Annotated in this window: 18 protein-coding genes and 2 pseudogenes; 11 read left to right on the top strand and 9 right to left on the bottom strand. The window is 66.5% G+C overall.

Annotated elements, in window-relative coordinates; translation table 11 throughout:
• Positions 1-282 precede the first annotated feature (282 nt).
• The 3 genes from ACQP2U_RS39290 to ACQP2U_RS39280 are packed head-to-tail and all read right to left on the bottom strand — an operon-like array spanning position 283 to position 5,173.
• Positions 283-2,814, bottom strand: coding sequence for a serine/threonine-protein kinase PknG (locus ACQP2U_RS39290; RefSeq protein ID WP_433712220.1), 2,532 nt, complete (start codon positions 2,812-2,814; stop codon positions 283-285).
• Positions 2,815-2,819: 5 nt separating this feature from the next.
• Positions 2,820-3,797, bottom strand: coding sequence for a glutamate ABC transporter substrate-binding protein (locus tag ACQP2U_RS39285; protein ID WP_397033850.1), 978 nt, complete (start codon positions 3,795-3,797; stop codon positions 2,820-2,822).
• Positions 3,794-5,173: a hypothetical protein gene (locus tag ACQP2U_RS39280; protein WP_433712219.1), complete on the bottom strand. Its 1,380-nt coding sequence runs from the start codon at positions 5,171-5,173 to the stop codon at positions 3,794-3,796. Before ACQP2U_RS39280 ends, ACQP2U_RS39285 begins: the two co-directional genes overlap by 4 nt.
• A gap of 114 nt (positions 5,174-5,287) precedes the next feature.
• Here ACQP2U_RS39280 and ACQP2U_RS39275 point away from each other — a divergent pair, with 114 nt between their 5' ends.
• Entirely contained in the window at positions 5,288-5,995 is a 708-nt protein-coding gene (locus tag ACQP2U_RS39275) for an NUDIX hydrolase (protein ID WP_433712218.1), read from the top strand.
• A gap of 305 nt (positions 5,996-6,300) precedes the next feature.
• Here the strand turns inward: ACQP2U_RS39275 and thiE are convergent, their stop codons facing one another.
• Positions 6,301-7,008 carry a thiamine phosphate synthase gene (gene thiE / locus ACQP2U_RS39270; RefSeq protein WP_433712217.1) on the bottom strand — a complete coding sequence of 236 codons (708 nt, stop codon included), beginning with the start codon at positions 7,006-7,008 and terminating at the stop codon, positions 6,301-6,303.
• A 57-nt stretch (positions 7,009-7,065) separates the two neighbouring features.
• On the opposite strand from thiE, the gene thiO reads away from it, so the two are divergent.
• The 5 genes and pseudogenes from thiO to thiG form a co-directional block, all read left to right on the top strand.
• Positions 7,066-8,163: a glycine oxidase ThiO gene (gene thiO, locus ACQP2U_RS39265; RefSeq protein ID WP_433716733.1), complete on the top strand. Its 1,098-nt coding sequence runs from the start codon at positions 7,066-7,068 to the stop codon at positions 8,161-8,163.
• On the top strand, positions 8,160-8,372 hold the full coding sequence (gene thiS, locus ACQP2U_RS39260) for a sulfur carrier protein ThiS (RefSeq protein WP_062990150.1): 213 nt from the start codon (positions 8,160-8,162) through the stop codon (positions 8,370-8,372). Before thiO ends, thiS begins: the two co-directional genes overlap by 4 nt.
• Before the next feature lie 4 nt (positions 8,373-8,376).
• Positions 8,377-9,138, top strand: coding sequence for a thiazole synthase (locus ACQP2U_RS39255; RefSeq protein ID WP_433716732.1), 762 nt, complete (start codon positions 8,377-8,379; stop codon positions 9,136-9,138).
• Positions 9,139-9,374: 236 nt separating this feature from the next.
• Complete coding sequence (locus ACQP2U_RS39250) at positions 9,375-9,596, top strand: hypothetical protein (RefSeq protein ID WP_433716817.1); 222 nt, start codon at positions 9,375-9,377, stop codon at positions 9,594-9,596.
• Positions 9,597-9,627: 31 nt separating this feature from the next.
• Positions 9,628-9,918 (top strand): annotated as a pseudogene (gene thiG, locus ACQP2U_RS39245) (thiazole synthase); the annotation flags it as partial.
• Between the two features lie 142 nt (positions 9,919-10,060).
• Here thiG and ACQP2U_RS39240 read toward each other — a convergent pair.
• The 4 genes from ACQP2U_RS39240 to ACQP2U_RS39225 all read right to left on the bottom strand — a co-directional run bounded on the left by ACQP2U_RS39240 (position 10,061) and on the right by ACQP2U_RS39225 (position 11,567).
• A complete protein-coding gene (locus ACQP2U_RS39240; protein ID WP_433712215.1) occupies positions 10,061-10,453 on the bottom strand; it encodes a hypothetical protein in 393 nt (130 codons plus the stop codon).
• A complete protein-coding gene (locus ACQP2U_RS39235; RefSeq protein WP_433712214.1) occupies positions 10,450-10,890 on the bottom strand; it encodes a hypothetical protein in 441 nt (146 codons plus the stop codon). The genes ACQP2U_RS39240 and ACQP2U_RS39235 overlap by 4 nt, the downstream gene beginning before the upstream one ends.
• Before the next feature lie 123 nt (positions 10,891-11,013).
• Positions 11,014-11,268 (bottom strand): hypothetical protein, encoded by a 255-nt coding sequence (locus ACQP2U_RS39230; protein ID WP_433712213.1) that lies wholly within the window; start codon positions 11,266-11,268, stop codon positions 11,014-11,016.
• 2 nt (positions 11,269-11,270) lie between these two features.
• Complete coding sequence (locus ACQP2U_RS39225; protein WP_433712212.1) at positions 11,271-11,567, bottom strand: hypothetical protein; 297 nt, start codon at positions 11,565-11,567, stop codon at positions 11,271-11,273.
• 441 nt (positions 11,568-12,008) lie between these two features.
• Here ACQP2U_RS39225 and ACQP2U_RS39220 point away from each other — a divergent pair.
• Positions 12,009-12,188: pseudogene (locus tag ACQP2U_RS39220) on the top strand (helix-turn-helix domain-containing protein); the annotation flags it as partial.
• 258 nt (positions 12,189-12,446) lie between these two features.
• Here the strand turns inward: ACQP2U_RS39220 and ACQP2U_RS39215 are convergent.
• Positions 12,447-12,665: a hypothetical protein gene (locus ACQP2U_RS39215; protein ID WP_433716816.1), complete on the bottom strand. Its 219-nt coding sequence runs from the start codon at positions 12,663-12,665 to the stop codon at positions 12,447-12,449.
• Here ACQP2U_RS39215 and ACQP2U_RS39210 point away from each other — a divergent pair.
• The 4 genes from ACQP2U_RS39210 (at position 12,664) to ACQP2U_RS39195 (ending at position 15,573) form a co-directional block, all read left to right on the top strand.
• Positions 12,664-13,266 (top strand): hypothetical protein, encoded by a 603-nt coding sequence (locus ACQP2U_RS39210; RefSeq protein ID WP_433716815.1) that lies wholly within the window; start codon positions 12,664-12,666, stop codon positions 13,264-13,266. The two genes, ACQP2U_RS39215 and ACQP2U_RS39210, sit on opposite strands and share 2 nt — an antisense overlap.
• Complete coding sequence (locus tag ACQP2U_RS39205; protein ID WP_433712211.1) at positions 13,263-13,640, top strand: hypothetical protein; 378 nt, start codon at positions 13,263-13,265, stop codon at positions 13,638-13,640. The genes ACQP2U_RS39210 and ACQP2U_RS39205 overlap by 4 nt, the downstream gene beginning before the upstream one ends.
• A 230-nt stretch (positions 13,641-13,870) precedes the next feature.
• Positions 13,871-14,815 carry an ABC transporter ATP-binding protein gene (locus ACQP2U_RS39200; RefSeq protein ID WP_433712210.1) on the top strand — a complete coding sequence of 315 codons (945 nt, stop codon included), beginning with the start codon at positions 13,871-13,873 and terminating at the stop codon, positions 14,813-14,815.
• The gene (locus tag ACQP2U_RS39195; RefSeq protein WP_433712209.1) at positions 14,815-15,573 is read left to right on the top strand and encodes an ABC transporter permease; all 759 of its coding nucleotides are present in this window, start codon (positions 14,815-14,817) and stop codon (positions 15,571-15,573) included. The genes ACQP2U_RS39200 and ACQP2U_RS39195 overlap by 1 nt, the downstream gene beginning before the upstream one ends.

Raw genomic sequence — 15,573 nt, 5'->3', positions numbered from 1 at the left:
ATCGGGACCGCGATGCCCTCGCCCCTCCCGATGGGCCCGCTCCGGCTGCCCCCGGAGCGGGCCCGAAGCGCGGAACCCTGGGGATCATCGGTGTGCCGACTGCTCCGCGAACCCGGATCCGAGCCCGGCCGGTGTTTTCCGCCCGGCCGGGTGCTCCGCGGGCCTTTGCCGGTCGTTGAGAGCCAGGCGGGGCCTGTCGTCGCGGGCCGGCGGCTGCGAGTGTCGCTCGGTTCCGGGGGTACCCGATGAGTTCCTCACGAGATCAGTTGTCCAGCGTCGGATCTAGATCCAGGTCTTGGCGCGGATCGAGTTCGCCAGGTCCACTAGGGCATAGCGGTGATTGCGGCCAGGGGCGCTGCGGGCCAGGGCGCGCAGCCCAGCCTCGGTGCCCGCGCGCAGTACGCGCTCAGTGAACGGCGCACCGAAGAGGGTCGCCTGGTCGCTCGCGGGCGTATTGCCCGACTGCAGCCAGGCCAGCGCGGCACCGAGGACGAGCACGCGCATCTGGGTCGCGCGGCTCTCGCCGCTGGGCAGGGCGGCGATGCGCGCGGCCGCAAGGTGCAGGGTGGATTCGGGGAGTTCGGCGATCGGGGCGGCGGTGAGCAATAGCCATACCGCGGTCATCCGTGCCGTGGTGTAATGCCGGGAGGCGGCGGGCACCTCGTCGAGCGCGCGCACGGCCTCGTCGACCTGCCCCGCCTCGGCGGACTGCCTGGCCAGACCGAAGGCGGCACTCACCACCGCGTGATCGGTGCGCCAGACGGTGGCATAGAACTTCTCGGCGTAGGCTCGCCATTGTTCATGATCGGCCGAATCCCAGTGTTGCAGAACGAGTTCCGCGGTCGCCGCGAGTGCGAGTTTGGGTGCGATCTCGCCGGGCAGCACCCGCAGCACCGCATCGAAGCTGTTGTAGGCCTGCTCGTAATCCAACCGCAGCAGCTGGGCGTGGCCCAGGTACCAGTCGATGCGCCAATCGTGATCGCTGGGCAGCCGCGACAGCATCCGCAGCACCGCCGCCGATTCGCCGAGTTCGAGCCGGAGCCTGGCCTCGGCCAGCGTCAGCTCCAGATCCCATGTCTCCTGGTTCTTTTCCGGATCGGCTACGGCGCGCTCATGTGCCTCCTGCAATGCCGCGAGCGCGTCGTTCGGTTCCGGATGTGCCAACGCCGCGAGCACCGGTACCGATGCGTCGGTCGGATCGATGAGCGGAACCGGAACTGCCGCGGCCACTTCGTCGGCGCGCAGCAGATTGCTTCTGGCTATGCCGTCGGCATAGGCGTCGGTTTGGCTGATCAATTCCTCGGTGCCGAAGCTGGCGCGTTGTGGACTGAAAACTGTGGACAACTGTGGATGTTCGGCACCGGTGTCCATGGCCAGGATCTCGCGCAATACCCCGGCCAACTGCGCGGACATGACGCGCGCGGAAGGGAAGCGGCGTTCGGGATCGGGATCGGTCGCGCACAGCAGCAAGCGGTGGAAGAACTCGTAGCGCTCGAGCACCGGATGGCCGGCGGGGTCGGGAATGCCGTCGAGATAGCGTCCCTGTTCCATCGGCATGCTCAACGTCAGCACCGCCAGCGTGCGTCCGACGGTGTAGATGTCCGAGGCCACGGTCGGCCCGGTCCTGGCGATCTCGGGAGCCTGAAAACCCCTGGTGCCATAGAGGTTTCCGTAGGCATCGATGGTTGCGACGGCACCCAGGTCGATGAGCTTGACCTGATCCTCGGTGACCATGATGTTGTCGGGTTTGAGGTCGTTGTAGGTCAACCCGATCGAATGCAGATATTCCAGTGCGGGCAGAATCTCCAGCAGATAGGCGATGGCCTCGGGGACCGGCATCCGCTGCGGCCGCGGATAGGTGTCGAGGATATCGCGCAGTGAGCGGCCGCCGACGTACTCCATGACGATGTAGCCGATCGACTCGCCGTCCGGGCCGGTGTGCTCGACGAAGTTGTGGATCTTGACGATGCTGGGATGTGCTACCTCGGCGAGGAATTGGCGTTCGGCAACGGCCACCGCCTGGGCCTCGGTATCGCCCGCGTGCAGTAGGCCCTTCAAAACGACCCAGCGGTCGCTGACATTGCGATCGATCGCGAGGTAGATCCAGCCGAGCCCGCCGTGCGCGATACAGCCCTGAACCTCGTACTGGCTCGACACCATATCGCCCTCGTGCAGCGACGGGCGGAAATCATATTGCGCACCGCAGGTTTCGCAGGTGCCAGCGGACGTCGCCGGGCGGGTCGCGGTGGCGCGACCGACGGGGTTACCGCAGCGCCAACAGAAGCGCCTGCCCTCGGAGACCACAGGATCGGCGAGCACCGCGGTGCGTGGATCGGCGGGCGGGATATTCGGAATCGTGACCAGTCCGGCGCCGAGTTTGCGTGTTGTCGGTCGCGAGCGCGCGGTGCGCACGCTGCGGCCGGAGGTGCGCATGATCGCGGCGGAGGTCGGCTCCGGAGCATTCCACGCGCCGACGGTGAATTCGGCGGCCATATCGTCACGGCGAACGGTTTCGCCGGATGCGGGTCGGCGGCGGATGGTCTCGTGGGAGGCGCGATGGTCCCGGATCGTTTCGGCGGAGGGCTGGTGACGAACCGGTTCACCGGAAGCGGCGCTGGCACCCTCGGCCGCCCCGGTACGCGGGGTTTCGGCCTCGGGGCCGGTGCCCGGTGACCACCTGATCGTTTCGATGGCCGCGGAGGCGGGTTCGGCTGGTTCGAGGAACGCGGTTGCCCTGGTACTTTCTCCGGATTCCTCGGTGAGTTCCTTCGGCTCGCCCTCGGTCGAATCGGCGGCATCGTGCGGTGATGTCATCGCCGTCAGTCCTGATAGGTCGGGGCGGGCGGGTTCGGAACCGGCCCGAGTGCGATCAGGTATTGCTGGTACAGCCGGGCCCAGGTGCCGTCATTGCGGATGCGCTCCAGCGTGCCGTTGACGAAGCGGACCAGATCGTCATTGCCCTTGGGGATTCCGATGCCGTAGGGCTCGACGCTGATGCTGGGGCCGACCAACTCGGTGTACGCCGAGTCCTGTACGCCGAGTCCGGCGAGAATGGCGTCGTCGGTGCTGATGGCGTCGACTTGACGCTGCTGCAGCACGACCAAACAGTCGGCCCAGGTCGGCACCGTGAGGATGGTCGCGGCGGGCTGCTCGCGGCGCATGTGGTCCAGCGAGGTGGTGCCGGAGACGATGCATACCCGCTTACCGGCCAGATCGGCCAGACTTCGGATGCCGGAGTTCTTCACCGCGAGCACACGCTGATTGGCGTGCAGGTAAACGGTCGAGAAGGAGACCTTCTGTCGCCGTTCACAATTGATCGTCATCGTTTTGGCGACGATATCGACGACATGATTCTGCAGCGCGGATTCACGCTCGGCGGACCCGAGACTGCGGTACTCGATCTGCTCTGGACTACCGAGCAGATCCCGGGCGACCTCCCTGGCGATATCGGCATCGAATCCGACAATCGTGCCGCTGACCGGATCCCGGAAGCTGAAAAGGTTACTGCCGGTATCCAATCCGACTACCAGCCGACCGCGGGCGCGAATCGCATCGATGGTCGGTCCGTGGGCGGCCGCGCCCGCCCCGGCGGGTCGCAGGCTCGCGGTCGGATCGCCGCACTGCTCGTCGCGTTCCGGTGGAATCGGTGAATCCGTCGGTATCGCAATGGCTTTGGCGGGTAGCGGCGGTTCGGTGTACTTGGTGGTCTTGGTATCGATCGTGTCCGAGCCCGCCGCGCATCCGGCGAGCAGAGCGGTTGCGGCGAGCGCGGCGAGCAGTCCGCGCACGCGGTTCATCGGTACTCCCGAAGTCGCGGCCAGATACCGAGCCCGACATAGGCCGCGGCGAGTATTCCGAGCACCATCGCGCCCGGTGCTAGGAAGTCCAGTGACCGGGCCGCGCCGGAGATGTTGTCGCGCAACGTTTCGCGCGTCGCATCCAGGCCGAGTCCCAGTGCTCGGTCCAGCGATTCCACTTGTGCCGTTGCATCGGCTGAGCCCGGTCCGGTAGTCACCGTCGCCGCGCCGACGAAATCACCGCGGGCGAGGGCGTCGTTCATCCGCTGATGCGCCGCTCGCCAACGGGTTAGTGCCTCACGGGCATTCGCGATCTCATCGGCCGCGGGTGCTTCGGATGGATAACCACTGAGCAGTTCGTTGAGCCGGATGACGCTGGATTCGTAGGTGCGGTCGTAGTCGCCGGTGGCGTCGCGGCGCACCAACTTCAGTGTCTCAGCCGAACGCGCCTGCTGGGTCAGAATGCGGCTCTCGGTCAACCGTGAGCTCGGCACCGCGCCGTGGTCGCGGCCACCGATCATGTCCGCGGCCGAGACGGATCCGGCGATCAGTGTCCACGCCAACAGGATCAGCATCCCGGCCGAAGCGAGCAGTAGCCCCGGATTGAGTACCCGGTGCCAGCGCTTCGACAAATCGAACTGCGCCCAGACCAGCGCTCCCAACGCCAGGATCAACACGCCGATCGCGGACCACGGCGGCTGCACATGATGCCGCTGGGCCGCACTCACGGCATCGGAACGGTGGCTCTGCAGCTGTGCGGCCATCGGCAGCAGGACGGTCTGCATCTGATTCGATGCCTCGCTCAAATACGCGGCGCCGACCGGGTACCCGTTGCGATTGTTCGCGCGGGCGGTTTCGACCAGACCAGAGTAGACCGGCAGGCCGGTGGCGATGCCCGTGCGCAGCCGGGTGTCCGGATCATCGTCGGTGGCCTGTCCGGCCGCGTGACCTGATTGCGTCACCAACTCCGCGGACGCTTCGCCCAACGCCTGGCTGTATCGGTCGCGCACGGTCTCCGGTTCCAGGCCGCCCGCGATGAACGCGGTACTCGCCGCGGCATCGGCGATGGACAGCGAGGTGTAGAGGTGATGGGAGGAGTTCGCGTCCGGCTCGGTGTCGTCGAGCAGGATGTCCAGCGACTGCTGGCGATCGCTCACCGTCGCGGCGGTCATCGTGCCCGCGGCCAGGCACAGGCCGATGAGCAGCAGACCGATGGCGATCAACCGACCTGGGGTCGATAGCGCGAACGATCGTAGGTTGGCCGGGTCCAGATGGGCGCGTAGCCCCGCTTCGCGCGGCACGTCCAGCCGCTCGGGCCCGACATCGGCCGTGACCGACGGCGGCCGCGGGGCCGTCGTCGAGTCGAGCGCTGCCATCTCCACCTCCCCGGTTGGTGCGCACATGTGCTCTTGCTCGGAGCTTATTGTGGTCTTACCGGCGCCGTGGCGTGTGAAACAACCGCGCGACGGCTAGATGAGGATGGTAACCAGATGCGTGGTGACGGTGACGGTTGGTCACGTGGCCCGGACGGATTGCGGCATTGGGGCCGCTTCGGTGCGGCCGGACTGCTGCTGCGCGCGCCGCTCGCCAACGGCGTTTCGGCGGTGTTGTTGCAGCACCGCGCGCCGTGGAGTCATCAGGGCGGGACCTGGGCGTTGCCCGGCGGCGCTCGTGACAGTCACGAGACCCCCGTGCACGCCGCGGTCCGCGAGGCTTGGGAGGAAGCGGGCATCGATCCCGCCGATGTTCGGGTACGCGGCGAGCGCGTCACCGCGACAGCACTGAGCGGCTGGACATACACCACCGTGGTGGCCGATGCCGTGATGACGCTGCCGACCAGTCGCAACCGGGAGAGCAGTGCGTTGGCCTGGGTTCCCGAGAACGAGGTCGACAGCCATCCGCTGCACCCCGGCTTCGCCGTCTCCTGGCCCGCGCTGCGGGCGGCTCCGGCGCGCGTCCGCCTCGATGACATCGACGTGGACGACGCCGACACCGTCGCGGCCGCGCTGCCCCGCACCGTTGACCTCGCTGATCAAGGCTTCGTCTGGTTGCACGCCGATCCTGAGGGACCTGGTGCCTACGCCCGCATAGTCGATGCGGATATGGATTCGACGGATGCCTTGCGGCCGGAGGCGAATTCGACGATCGCCCGGGCCGATTCGATCTTGGCGCTTACCCGAGTCCAGGTGTTGTCCTGAAGAGGGGGCTCAGCGTGCACTCTTCGCGGAGGCCGCACCTCACCGCAGCGCTGAAAGCGGCAACACAGCTTCGAGTCGTGCTGGGCAGGTCGCGGCTCAGCTGAGCAAGCGACGTCGCCTCGAGTTCGTGATCGGCAGGCGCAGGACGAGGGGCGGTGCTTCGGGTTCGCACTCGGCAGGCCGTGGCTGTGCTGACCGACCAATGTCACATCGGGTTCCCGCGCGGCGAGTCTCCGCCGACCTCGGCGTTTTGCTGCAGCGCTGGAGTTGTCGCGCCGCTGCGTGCGGGTAGCGCTCGGCGAGATCTAGCCGAGCTGAGCGTTTTGCAGAAGTGCCGTCTTCAGCTGCCGTGCGGCCGCCTCCGGATCGTGCGCCTCGGTAATCGCGCGAACCACGACAACGCGCTGCGCTCCCGCCGCAAGCACCTCGGGTAGTCGCTCGGCATCGATGCCGCCGATCGCGAACCACGGTCGGGTGGGGTGGGCGTCGGCGGTGGAGCGCACCAGGTCCAGGCCCGCCGCCTGACGTCCCGGCTTCGTCGGCGTCACCCACACCGGGCCGGTGCAGAAGTAGTCGATGTGTTCGTCGATCGCGGCGAGTCCGGCTTGCGCCCGGTTGTTGGTGGAGCGCCCGATCACCACATCGGGGCCGAGAATGCGCCGCGCGTACCACGGCGGCAGATCGTTCTGTCCCAGGTGCAGCACATCGGCTCCGGCGGCGAATGCGATATCGGCGCGGTCGTTCACCCCGATCAGTGCGCCGTGCCTGCGGGCCGCGGCCTTCAATTCGGCGAGTACGCCGATTTCGGCCTTGGCCTCGAGCGGGCCGAATTTCGCCTCACCGGGGGAGCCCTTATCTCTGAGCTGAATGATGTCGACACCGCCCGCGAACGCGGCCTCGGCGAACTTGGCCAGGTCGCCCTTCTCCCTGCGTGCGTCCGTGCACAGATACAGCCGGGCGGTAGCCAAACGCTCCCTGGGCGGTAGGGACCGGAACTGGTGGGAGGGTTGCACGTGCTCGACCGTAGTCGCGCTACCGTGGGGATGCGAATAGTGAGGCAGGTGGATCTAGTGCGGACTCTGGCCGTCGTCGGTGGCGGCGTCATCGGACTCGCGGCCGCTTGGCGGGCGGCCGAGGCGGGCTGGTCGGTCACCCTATTCGATCCCGCCGTCGGGTCCGGCGCCTCCTGGGTTGCCGGGGGGATGCTCGCACCGCTGTCCGAGGGCTGGCCGGGGGAGGATCCAGTCCTGCAATTCGGCGCGGCCTCGCTGGCTCGCTGGCCCGAATTCGCCGCACGACTCGAATCGCGGACCGGTGTATCGGTATTCGTCGCCGATGAAACCCTGACCGTCGCGCTGGATGGCGCGGACGCCGCCGATCTGCGCACGGTGGCCGAATGGGTCGGTGCTCGCGGCCATGAGCTCGAGGTGCTCGACCGGGCCGGTGTGCGCGCACTGGAACCCGCGCTGGCGCGCACCGTGCGCGCCGGTCTACGCGCACCCGCCGAACCCGCCATCGATAATCGACGACTGCTGGATGCCCTCCAAAAGGCTTGCGGGACAGCAGGAGTCGAGGTGCGTGCCGAAACGGTCGAAAGAGTGGACGCACTGCCGCAGGAGCAAGTCGTGCTCGCCGCGGGCGCCGCATCCTCGCGACTGTGGCCCGAACTCCCGGTCCGCCCGGTGAAGGGTGAGATCCTGCGCCTGCGCCATCGTCCGGGCGCGACACCACCGCCGCAGCGCGTGATTCGCGCGCGGGTGCACGGCAGACAGGTCTACCTGGTGCCCCGCGCGGACGGAATCGTCGTCGGCGCAACACAATACGAAGCGGGCTTCGACACGACCGTGACCGTCACCGGGGTCCGCGACCTGATCGCCGACGCCGAGGCGGTGCTGCCCGGTATCGGCGAATACGAATTGGCCGAGGCCAGCGCCGGATCCAGGCCGGGTACCCCCGACAACCTGCCCTTGATCGGGCGGCTCACCGACCGGATCGTGGTCGCCACCGGCCACGGCCGCAACGGCATGCTGACGGTACCGCTCACCGTCGACGCGGTGCTGGGCCTGCTCGAAGGCGCACCGCTCGCTGATGCGAAAGCCGCCGCCCCCCAACGTTTTTCGACGGCGCACTCGGCGTCACTCGCAACATCTGCAGGAGGAGTTCGATGACCTCGGTCCCCATCGGTGTCACCGTGAACGGACAGGACCACGAATTCGACCGATCCCTCACGGTGCGTGAACTTCTCGATCGTCTCGGGCTGCCGTCGCAGGGCGTCGCGCTCGCGGTGGACGGTGCGGTTTTCCCGAAGTCCCGCTGGGACGAGCCGGTCGGGCGCGGCTGGGAGATCGAAGTGCTTACGGCGGTCCAGGGTGGCTGAAGCACTGGACACCCCTGACGCACTGGAGATCGCGGGCAAGCGATTCGGCTCCCGCCTCATCATGGGCACCGGCGGCGCCGAGAATCTGGCCGTGCTGGAGGAGGCGTTGATCGCCTCGGGCACCGAGCTGACCACGGTCGCGATGCGCCGGGTCGACGCCGTCGGCGGCACCGGCGTGCTCGACCTGCTCAAACGCCTCGAGATCACGCCGCTGCCCAATACCGCGGGCTGTCATACGGCTGCCGAGGCCGTGCTCACCGCACAACTGGCCGCCGAGGCCCTCGATACCAACTGGGTCAAACTCGAGGTGATCGCCGACGACCGCACCCTGCTCCCCGACCCGATCGAATTGCTCACCGCTGCGGAACAATTGGTCGATGCCGGATTCGTCGTACTGCCGTACACCACCGACGACCCGATCCTGGCCCGTCGACTGGAGGATGCGGGCTGTGCCGCCGTCATGCCGCTCGGCGCCCCGATCGGCACCGGTCTCGGCATCGGCAATCCACACAATATCGAGATGATCGTGGCGGCCGCGGGCGTCCCGATCATCCTCGACGCGGGCATCGGCACCGCGAGCGACGCCGCCCTGGCCATGGAACTCGGCTGCTCGGCAGTCCTGCTCGCCACCGCCGTCACCCGCGCCCAGCAACCCGCCCTGATGGCCGCCGCCATGCGCAATGCGGTCACCGCCGGTCACCTGGCGCGCCACGCAGGCCGCATCCCCAAACGCTTCTGGGCCCAGGCTTCCTCACCGGCCCGCTGAGTCGGGGCGACTCCGTCGCCCATGGTTCGGCGCTCTCCGGGTTTGCGGTGTCGGTCGGCTGTGGCTGAAACCAAGACACCGCAGTTGCAGCGGGTATGGGACTGGTAACCGCTTGCGTGGCCCGAGCAGTTGGGGGCATAGGCTCGGTGAGTAGGCATGAAATGGCCTCGGCGCGAGGTGCTTTCAAGCGACCATTGAATGTGAACGAGTAGGCCGCGACAGGAGAGGGGCAAAGGATGGAAACCGGCACAGTGTGGCGCTGGAAACCGCGTAACGGTACCGGCGTGATCAAACTCGATGACGCTGATAGCACGCTCGTTTGGTTCCACCTGTCGGACGCTCGCGGGGATCTCGATATAGCCACGATCGCCGAGGGGCTACCGGTCGATGTCGACGTCGAACCGATCCAGCAGGGGGAGTACACATGTCGCGCAAAGTCGGTGCACCGAAGAGACTGATCCTTGCGTCCCTGGCCGCTGCCGCGAGCATCCTCGCCGCGTCGGACTCGGCATCGACAATCCGCACAATATCGAGATGATCGTGGCGGCTGCGGGCGTCCCGATCATCCTCAACGCGGGCATCGGCGCCGCGAGCGATGCCGCACTGGCCATGGAACTCGGCTGCTCGGCAGTGCTGCTCGCCACCGCCGTCACCCGCGCTCCGCAACCCGCCCTGATGGCGGCTGCCATGCGGGATGCGGTCACCGCTGGTCACCTGGCGCGTCGAGCGGGCCGCATCCCCAAACGCTTTTGGGCTCAGGCTTCCGCACCGGCCCGCTGAGTCAGGGCGACCCGTCGCGAGGTGCGGTGCTCGCGCTCGTATTCGCAGGTCGGGTGTGAAGCAAGCGCTGGAGCCACAGCGCATCCCCTTGCGCACGCGAGCGTCTCGGCCCTCGTTCATGGGTCGGGGCGCGCTGGGCATTTCAGTACAGCTCGGGTTGCATGTCTTGCGCTGGCACATCGAACCGCGTGGTGTGGTGCATCTTCAGTTCACCGATGTCGACGCCCATCGTATAAGTGCCGGGGGCAAGGCGCGGGAACGTGGCGAACCATGTCATCGACGCCAGATCTTCGGCACCAGCGATCATCGGATATGGCATGGTGCCCCCATCACGTGAGAAAGTCACTGTTATCGATCGCTGTAGCCGTAGCACCACGTCGACTGGCAGTGGAAACGATTTCTCGTTTGGTTCGACCGCTTCGATGACGATCGCGAAATACGTTCGCGAAAGACCTTGTACGAGTCCACCGTGCCAGATCCGAACATCGCTGTCTTCGTGGATCACGCCCGGAGCAGCCAGGATGATGGGCATCATCGAAGGCTACAGCCCACTGTGACACCCGCGAGCCAACTGCCCGGCTGGTCGCCCAGGTTGTGTTTGGTGCCGTTGGTGTCTTCAATCCATCCGCTCAAAGCCAGGCTCCAAGGGCTGTTTTTGTTGTTCACACACGGTAAGGACACTGCGGACACGACCGGAGCGGACGAGACGCCGCTACGCGTCGTCTGTCCGGCAGAGACATTCCCGGAGTAGGCCGCCACAGTCAAGTTGTAACCCACCGGTGCGGAGCAGACAAAGTTGATCCCGTACCACACGGCCGTTCCGGTTCCCTGGGCTGTGATCTCGGGCGAGATCCACGTCGATGAACATCCCTGTGGTCCGGCGAGGGCTGACGCGGTGACGACGGGCGCAAGTTCGGCAAATGCGAATGCCGTGCTGAACGCAGCAACGGTAAATGCGTGCGCGATTTTCATCGGAACTTCCTTCCAACCTGCCCTCGGAAGGTTCCGGGGCCGTTTTCTGCGCGGTCACCGTGCCCAGACGGCGGCCTTCGGTTGCATGACTTTTCCTTCGCGTGCGCCGCTGACTCCCGCCGGTCATGGCGCTTCGGTGTCGATGACGCGTGTTGGCAAGCTCGTGATTTCGACGGTCTCGTCCAGGTCCGAGTCGAAGTCGGTGATCCAACCGTCCTCGTCGACCGGCATCAGCAAGCCATCTGCGCTCTCGTAGATCGGACGACTATCGACGGGAGCAAGATCGAGTTTCCGGCCAGTGTCCTGATGGAAGAAAATGAGCAGCGCCCGTACCGATGGCGCGACTTCACTTGGATGAAACGGAGCTTCTTCGGCCACAACTACGCTCCCTTGTCGTGCGCAAGATCCTTCATGCACAGAAGGGCGGCCCAGTAGTCGCTGCGAAGCTCGTCCCAGAGATCTCCATGCGCCGGAAGCAATTCCCGCGCCGCGGCAAGGTCTTGGTATGTGTCGAACATGATCGTTCCGGGTTGCGCGGCCAATAGCTGCGTGCGCGACGGCAGGCGGAAGGCCGTGAACGATTCGGCCGTGAGTTGTACGCGTAGGATCCATGCGGCTCGTCCTGCCAACTGCCACACCGCGACCTTGCGGCCATCCGGGGTTTTGGTTGTGCGCATGCCATCTCGGCGCATCAGGTCACCTCGTCGTTGGCGCGCCCGATGCCGGGGGACGTGACACCCCGGCACCGGGACGAATCTGTGGGCAGCGGCTCATCTGCCCACCGGCGGAGGGCATCCGCGAATAGTTCGACCACGTCGGCCGGTGCCCCGCCATAGGTGACTGGCGGCCCGACAAACGGATCACGTTGTGGCAGTTTCGAATTCGACATGGCTTTCTTCCGCCGTGGTTGCGGTGAGGCACCCGACGCCGAGGGCTGTACGCCACGACCGCAGGCTCACATTTGCGATCGGGATGCCGGATGAGGGGGACTCGATTGGGACATCACCCGGCGTCGGGGGCCATGACTAGCTTCGCCATCAGTGGGGTGGCATTCCGGTGTCACTTCGGTGGACGGGTGGGGCCAGTGCGGGGCTACAGTGAGCCACACCACTTACGTCATGGGGGACAGCATGGTTAGCGTGAGCCACTGGACTGGCATAGAAAGTCGCGCACTTCGCTCGGCGCTCCGTCTGAGCCAAGCCGCATTCGCAGCCAAGCTTGGTGCAGACGAGCGCACGGTCAAACGCTGGGAGGCGGGCGGGACACCTCGGCCCGTCTGGCAGGCGGCACTTGATACAACGCTGGCCCAGGCACCTGATTCGGTCGTCGATGCATTTCGCGATCGGCTATATCCGACCGAGGAGGACGATGTGGACCGGCGGAAGCTATTGAAAGCGGGTGCGCTCGGTGCTGCGGGGCTCGCGACGCTCGGTGTAGGTGATGCGGCCGAACGTGCGCGGTGGCTGACGTCCGGTGCGGGGCGCCCCGACGCCGCAACTGTCGCCGTGATCCGCAATACGCTCTACTCGGCAATGCAACTCGACGACCAGCTTGGCTCACCAGCCGCGCAGGGCCTGGTGATAGCTCAGCAGCAACTCGTCGAAGCGATGCTGCGCGATTGTCCGGCCGGACTGCGCGCTGACGTGCTGAGTCTGCACGCCGAATGGACCGGATTCGCGGGGTGTCTCGCGTGGGACGCCAGCGAGTACGAGACGGCATCGCGTCTGTACACCCTGGCGCGCGAAACCGGAGGACGCCGACCTCGGCGCGTACATGTTATGTCACCTCTCCCAGCTCGCCCTCTGGCAGCATCGCCCGCGCGTCGCTGTCGACTACGCTGTCGCCGCGCGTGCCTGGGTCGCGCAGAGTCCGGACCGGCCACTGCGCGCATATGTTGCGATACGCGCGGCCGAGGCCGCTGCAATGGCGGGCCAGCGGCAAGCATGTCTCACCGCGCTGGACGAGGCGGACCGGGATATCGCAGGGCTCGAACCATGCCACCCTTCGCAGTCGCGCGCCTATTTTGTCGGCGGTGCCCTTCTGGAGTCCTATCGCGGTAACTGCCTGACGATCCTGCGCGAGGCGGCTCCAGCGGCCGAGGCGACCCGGCGGGCACTCACTCTTATCCCGTCGCATTTCACGCGTGACCGGGCTATGTCGCTGCTCGAGCTGGAGCGGGCGTTGATCCAGCTCGACGAGGTCGACGAGGCCGCGCGCGTTGTCGGCGCCGCGGCCGACCTCACCGCCCAGAATCGTTCGCCGAGGCTCATCGGCGCTATCCGTGATGGCCGCCGCGGCCTGTCACCATGGGCGGGCTCACGGACGATACGGGAGTTGGACGAGCGTCTCGCCGAGCGGGATATCGTGGCCGTATGAGTGCGGACCGCGAAGCGGAGGTCAGGTTGCGGCTCGCGGATGCTCACGCCCGCCTCCTTGCGACCGGCGAGACGTACACACGCAGCGAAGGCGGTCGTGCCCCAGAGAGGTCTGAGATGTTCCGGCAGGCTCAGAACGATATCCACGCGGCCGAGCAGGCGCGTAACCGCTTGCTTGTCGAGTTGGTCGGCGATGCCGACAAAGTGCCGGTTGAGCTGGCGGAGCGCCTTGGCCTCACCGGTCGCGAAGCCGTGCACATTGTGACGACGGCGCGCACAGGTTCGCAGCGGATGAGAGCGCATGTGCTGGGGGAACAGTCGGACACCGAGGCCACTCGCCCGGTCTGGACCAGCGAGACGGATCCGGAGCGGTAGACAGCGCGTGCCGACTCATGACCGCAATGACGACGAGTAGACGTTCGCTCACGTTCAACGACGGGCCGATCGGAGACCCGGCGCGCCTGGCTCGTTAACGGAGGCATCGGTCAGGGGGATTCCCCTGATACGACTAGGGGCCGAGGGCATCCCTCGTCATCCTCGAGGATGATTGAACTCGGCACCATTTAATGACGCGCGTGGCCGCGCAATGAGGAAAGCTGGTCACCATGATCGAGCTGAGGGGCCTGACCAAGCATTTCGGGCAGACCGTCGCGGTTAAAGATCTCTCCTTCACCGTTCGACCCGGACAGGTGACGGGCTTTCTTGGGCCGAACGGCGCCGGTAAATCCACCACTATGCGGATGATCCTCGGCCTGGACAAGCCCACCGCGGGCACCGCATTGATCCAGGGCAAGCCGTACCACGAGCTGGACCATCCGCTGCGTGCCGTCGGTGCGCTGCTGGATGCCAAGTGGGTGCATCCGAACCGTTCGGCCCGCGCGCATCTGCAGTGGATGGCCGCCTCGAACGGCATCGCCACATCCCGCGTGGACGAGGTGCTGCGGCTGGTCGGCCTATCCGAGGTGGCGGGTAAGAGCGCCGGTGGTTACTCCCTCGGCATGTCGCAGCGGCTCGGCTTGGCCGGGGCACTGCTCGGCGATCCGCCGGTGCTGTTGTTCGACGAGCCGGTGAACGGCCTCGACCCCGAGGGCATCCTCTGGATCCGCCGCTTCATGCAGCGGCTCGCGGCCGAAGGGCGCACGGTGCTGGTCTCGAGCCATCTGCTCTCCGAAATGGCCCAGACCGCAGAGCATTTGGTCGTCATCGGACGCGGTCAGCTGATTTCCGATTCGACCACTCAGGAATTCATCGAGCGCGCCTCGGAACAGTCGGTACGCGTGCGCAGTCCGCAACTCGAGCAGTTGCGCAGCTTGCTCACCTCCAATGGCATGACCGTCCGCGAGGACGGCACCGGCCAGGACGGCGCCGCATTGGTCGTGGCCGGGGTAACCAGTGACACGGTCGGCAAGCTGGCCGGTTCCAACGACATCACCCTGTACGAATTAGCGCCGCAGCGGGCCTCGCTGGAGGAGGCCTTCATGCGGATGACCGGCGGTGCGGTGCAGTACCACGGCGAAGGCTTCGACCAGGTGATGGGAGGTGCGCTCTGATGGGCGTGCTGGCAGCGGAACGTATCAAGCTCACCTCGACCAGGTCGCCGTGGTGGTGCTCGGCGATCGTGGTGGTGCTCGCCCTCGGCTTGGCCGCGCTGTTCGCGGCGGTGGCCCGCTCGTCATCGGGCAAGGAGAATGCGCTCGATCTCACCGTGTCCACGGCGGTCGGCGGGATCAGCGGATTCGGCGTGATGGTCCTGATGATCATGGCCACCCTGACCGTGACCAGCGAATACCGCTTCGGCATCATCCGGACCACCTTCCAGGCGACACCGCATCGCGCGAAGGTGATCGCCACCAAGGCGGGTCTGGTCGGCGTCTACGGCGCGGTGCTCACCATTGTGCTGGCCTTCGCCGCCTACGCGATCGCCAAGGCAATCGGTGGTGATGCGGCCAACAATCTGACGCTCTCCGGCGGTGATGCCTGGCGCGAGATCTACGGCATTCCGATTTATACGTTCCTCGGCGTGATCCTCGCGGTCGGCATCGGTGTGCTGGTCCGGCAGTCGGCCGCGGCGATTTCCCTGATCGTGCTGTGGCCGCTGCTGATCGAGCCGCTACTCGGCGCCTTCGGCAGCTTCGGACGCAATGTGCAGCCGTTCCTGCCGTTCGCGAATGCGAGCCACTTCTACAGCGCCTCGGAATCGACGGCGAACTGGCACTGGGGACCGTGGGGCGGTCTGCTCTACTTCGCGGTTTTCGTCGCAATTGTCTTCGGCGGTGCACTGGTTATGGTCAACCAACGCGATGCATGA

It is taken from the genome of Nocardia sp. CA-084685 (assembly GCF_050955785.1).
Lineage (GTDB): Bacteria > Actinomycetota > Actinomycetes > Mycobacteriales > Mycobacteriaceae > Nocardia.
The sequence above is the reverse complement of the archived record's forward strand: the minus strand, read 5'-3'. Positions and strand labels throughout refer to the sequence as shown.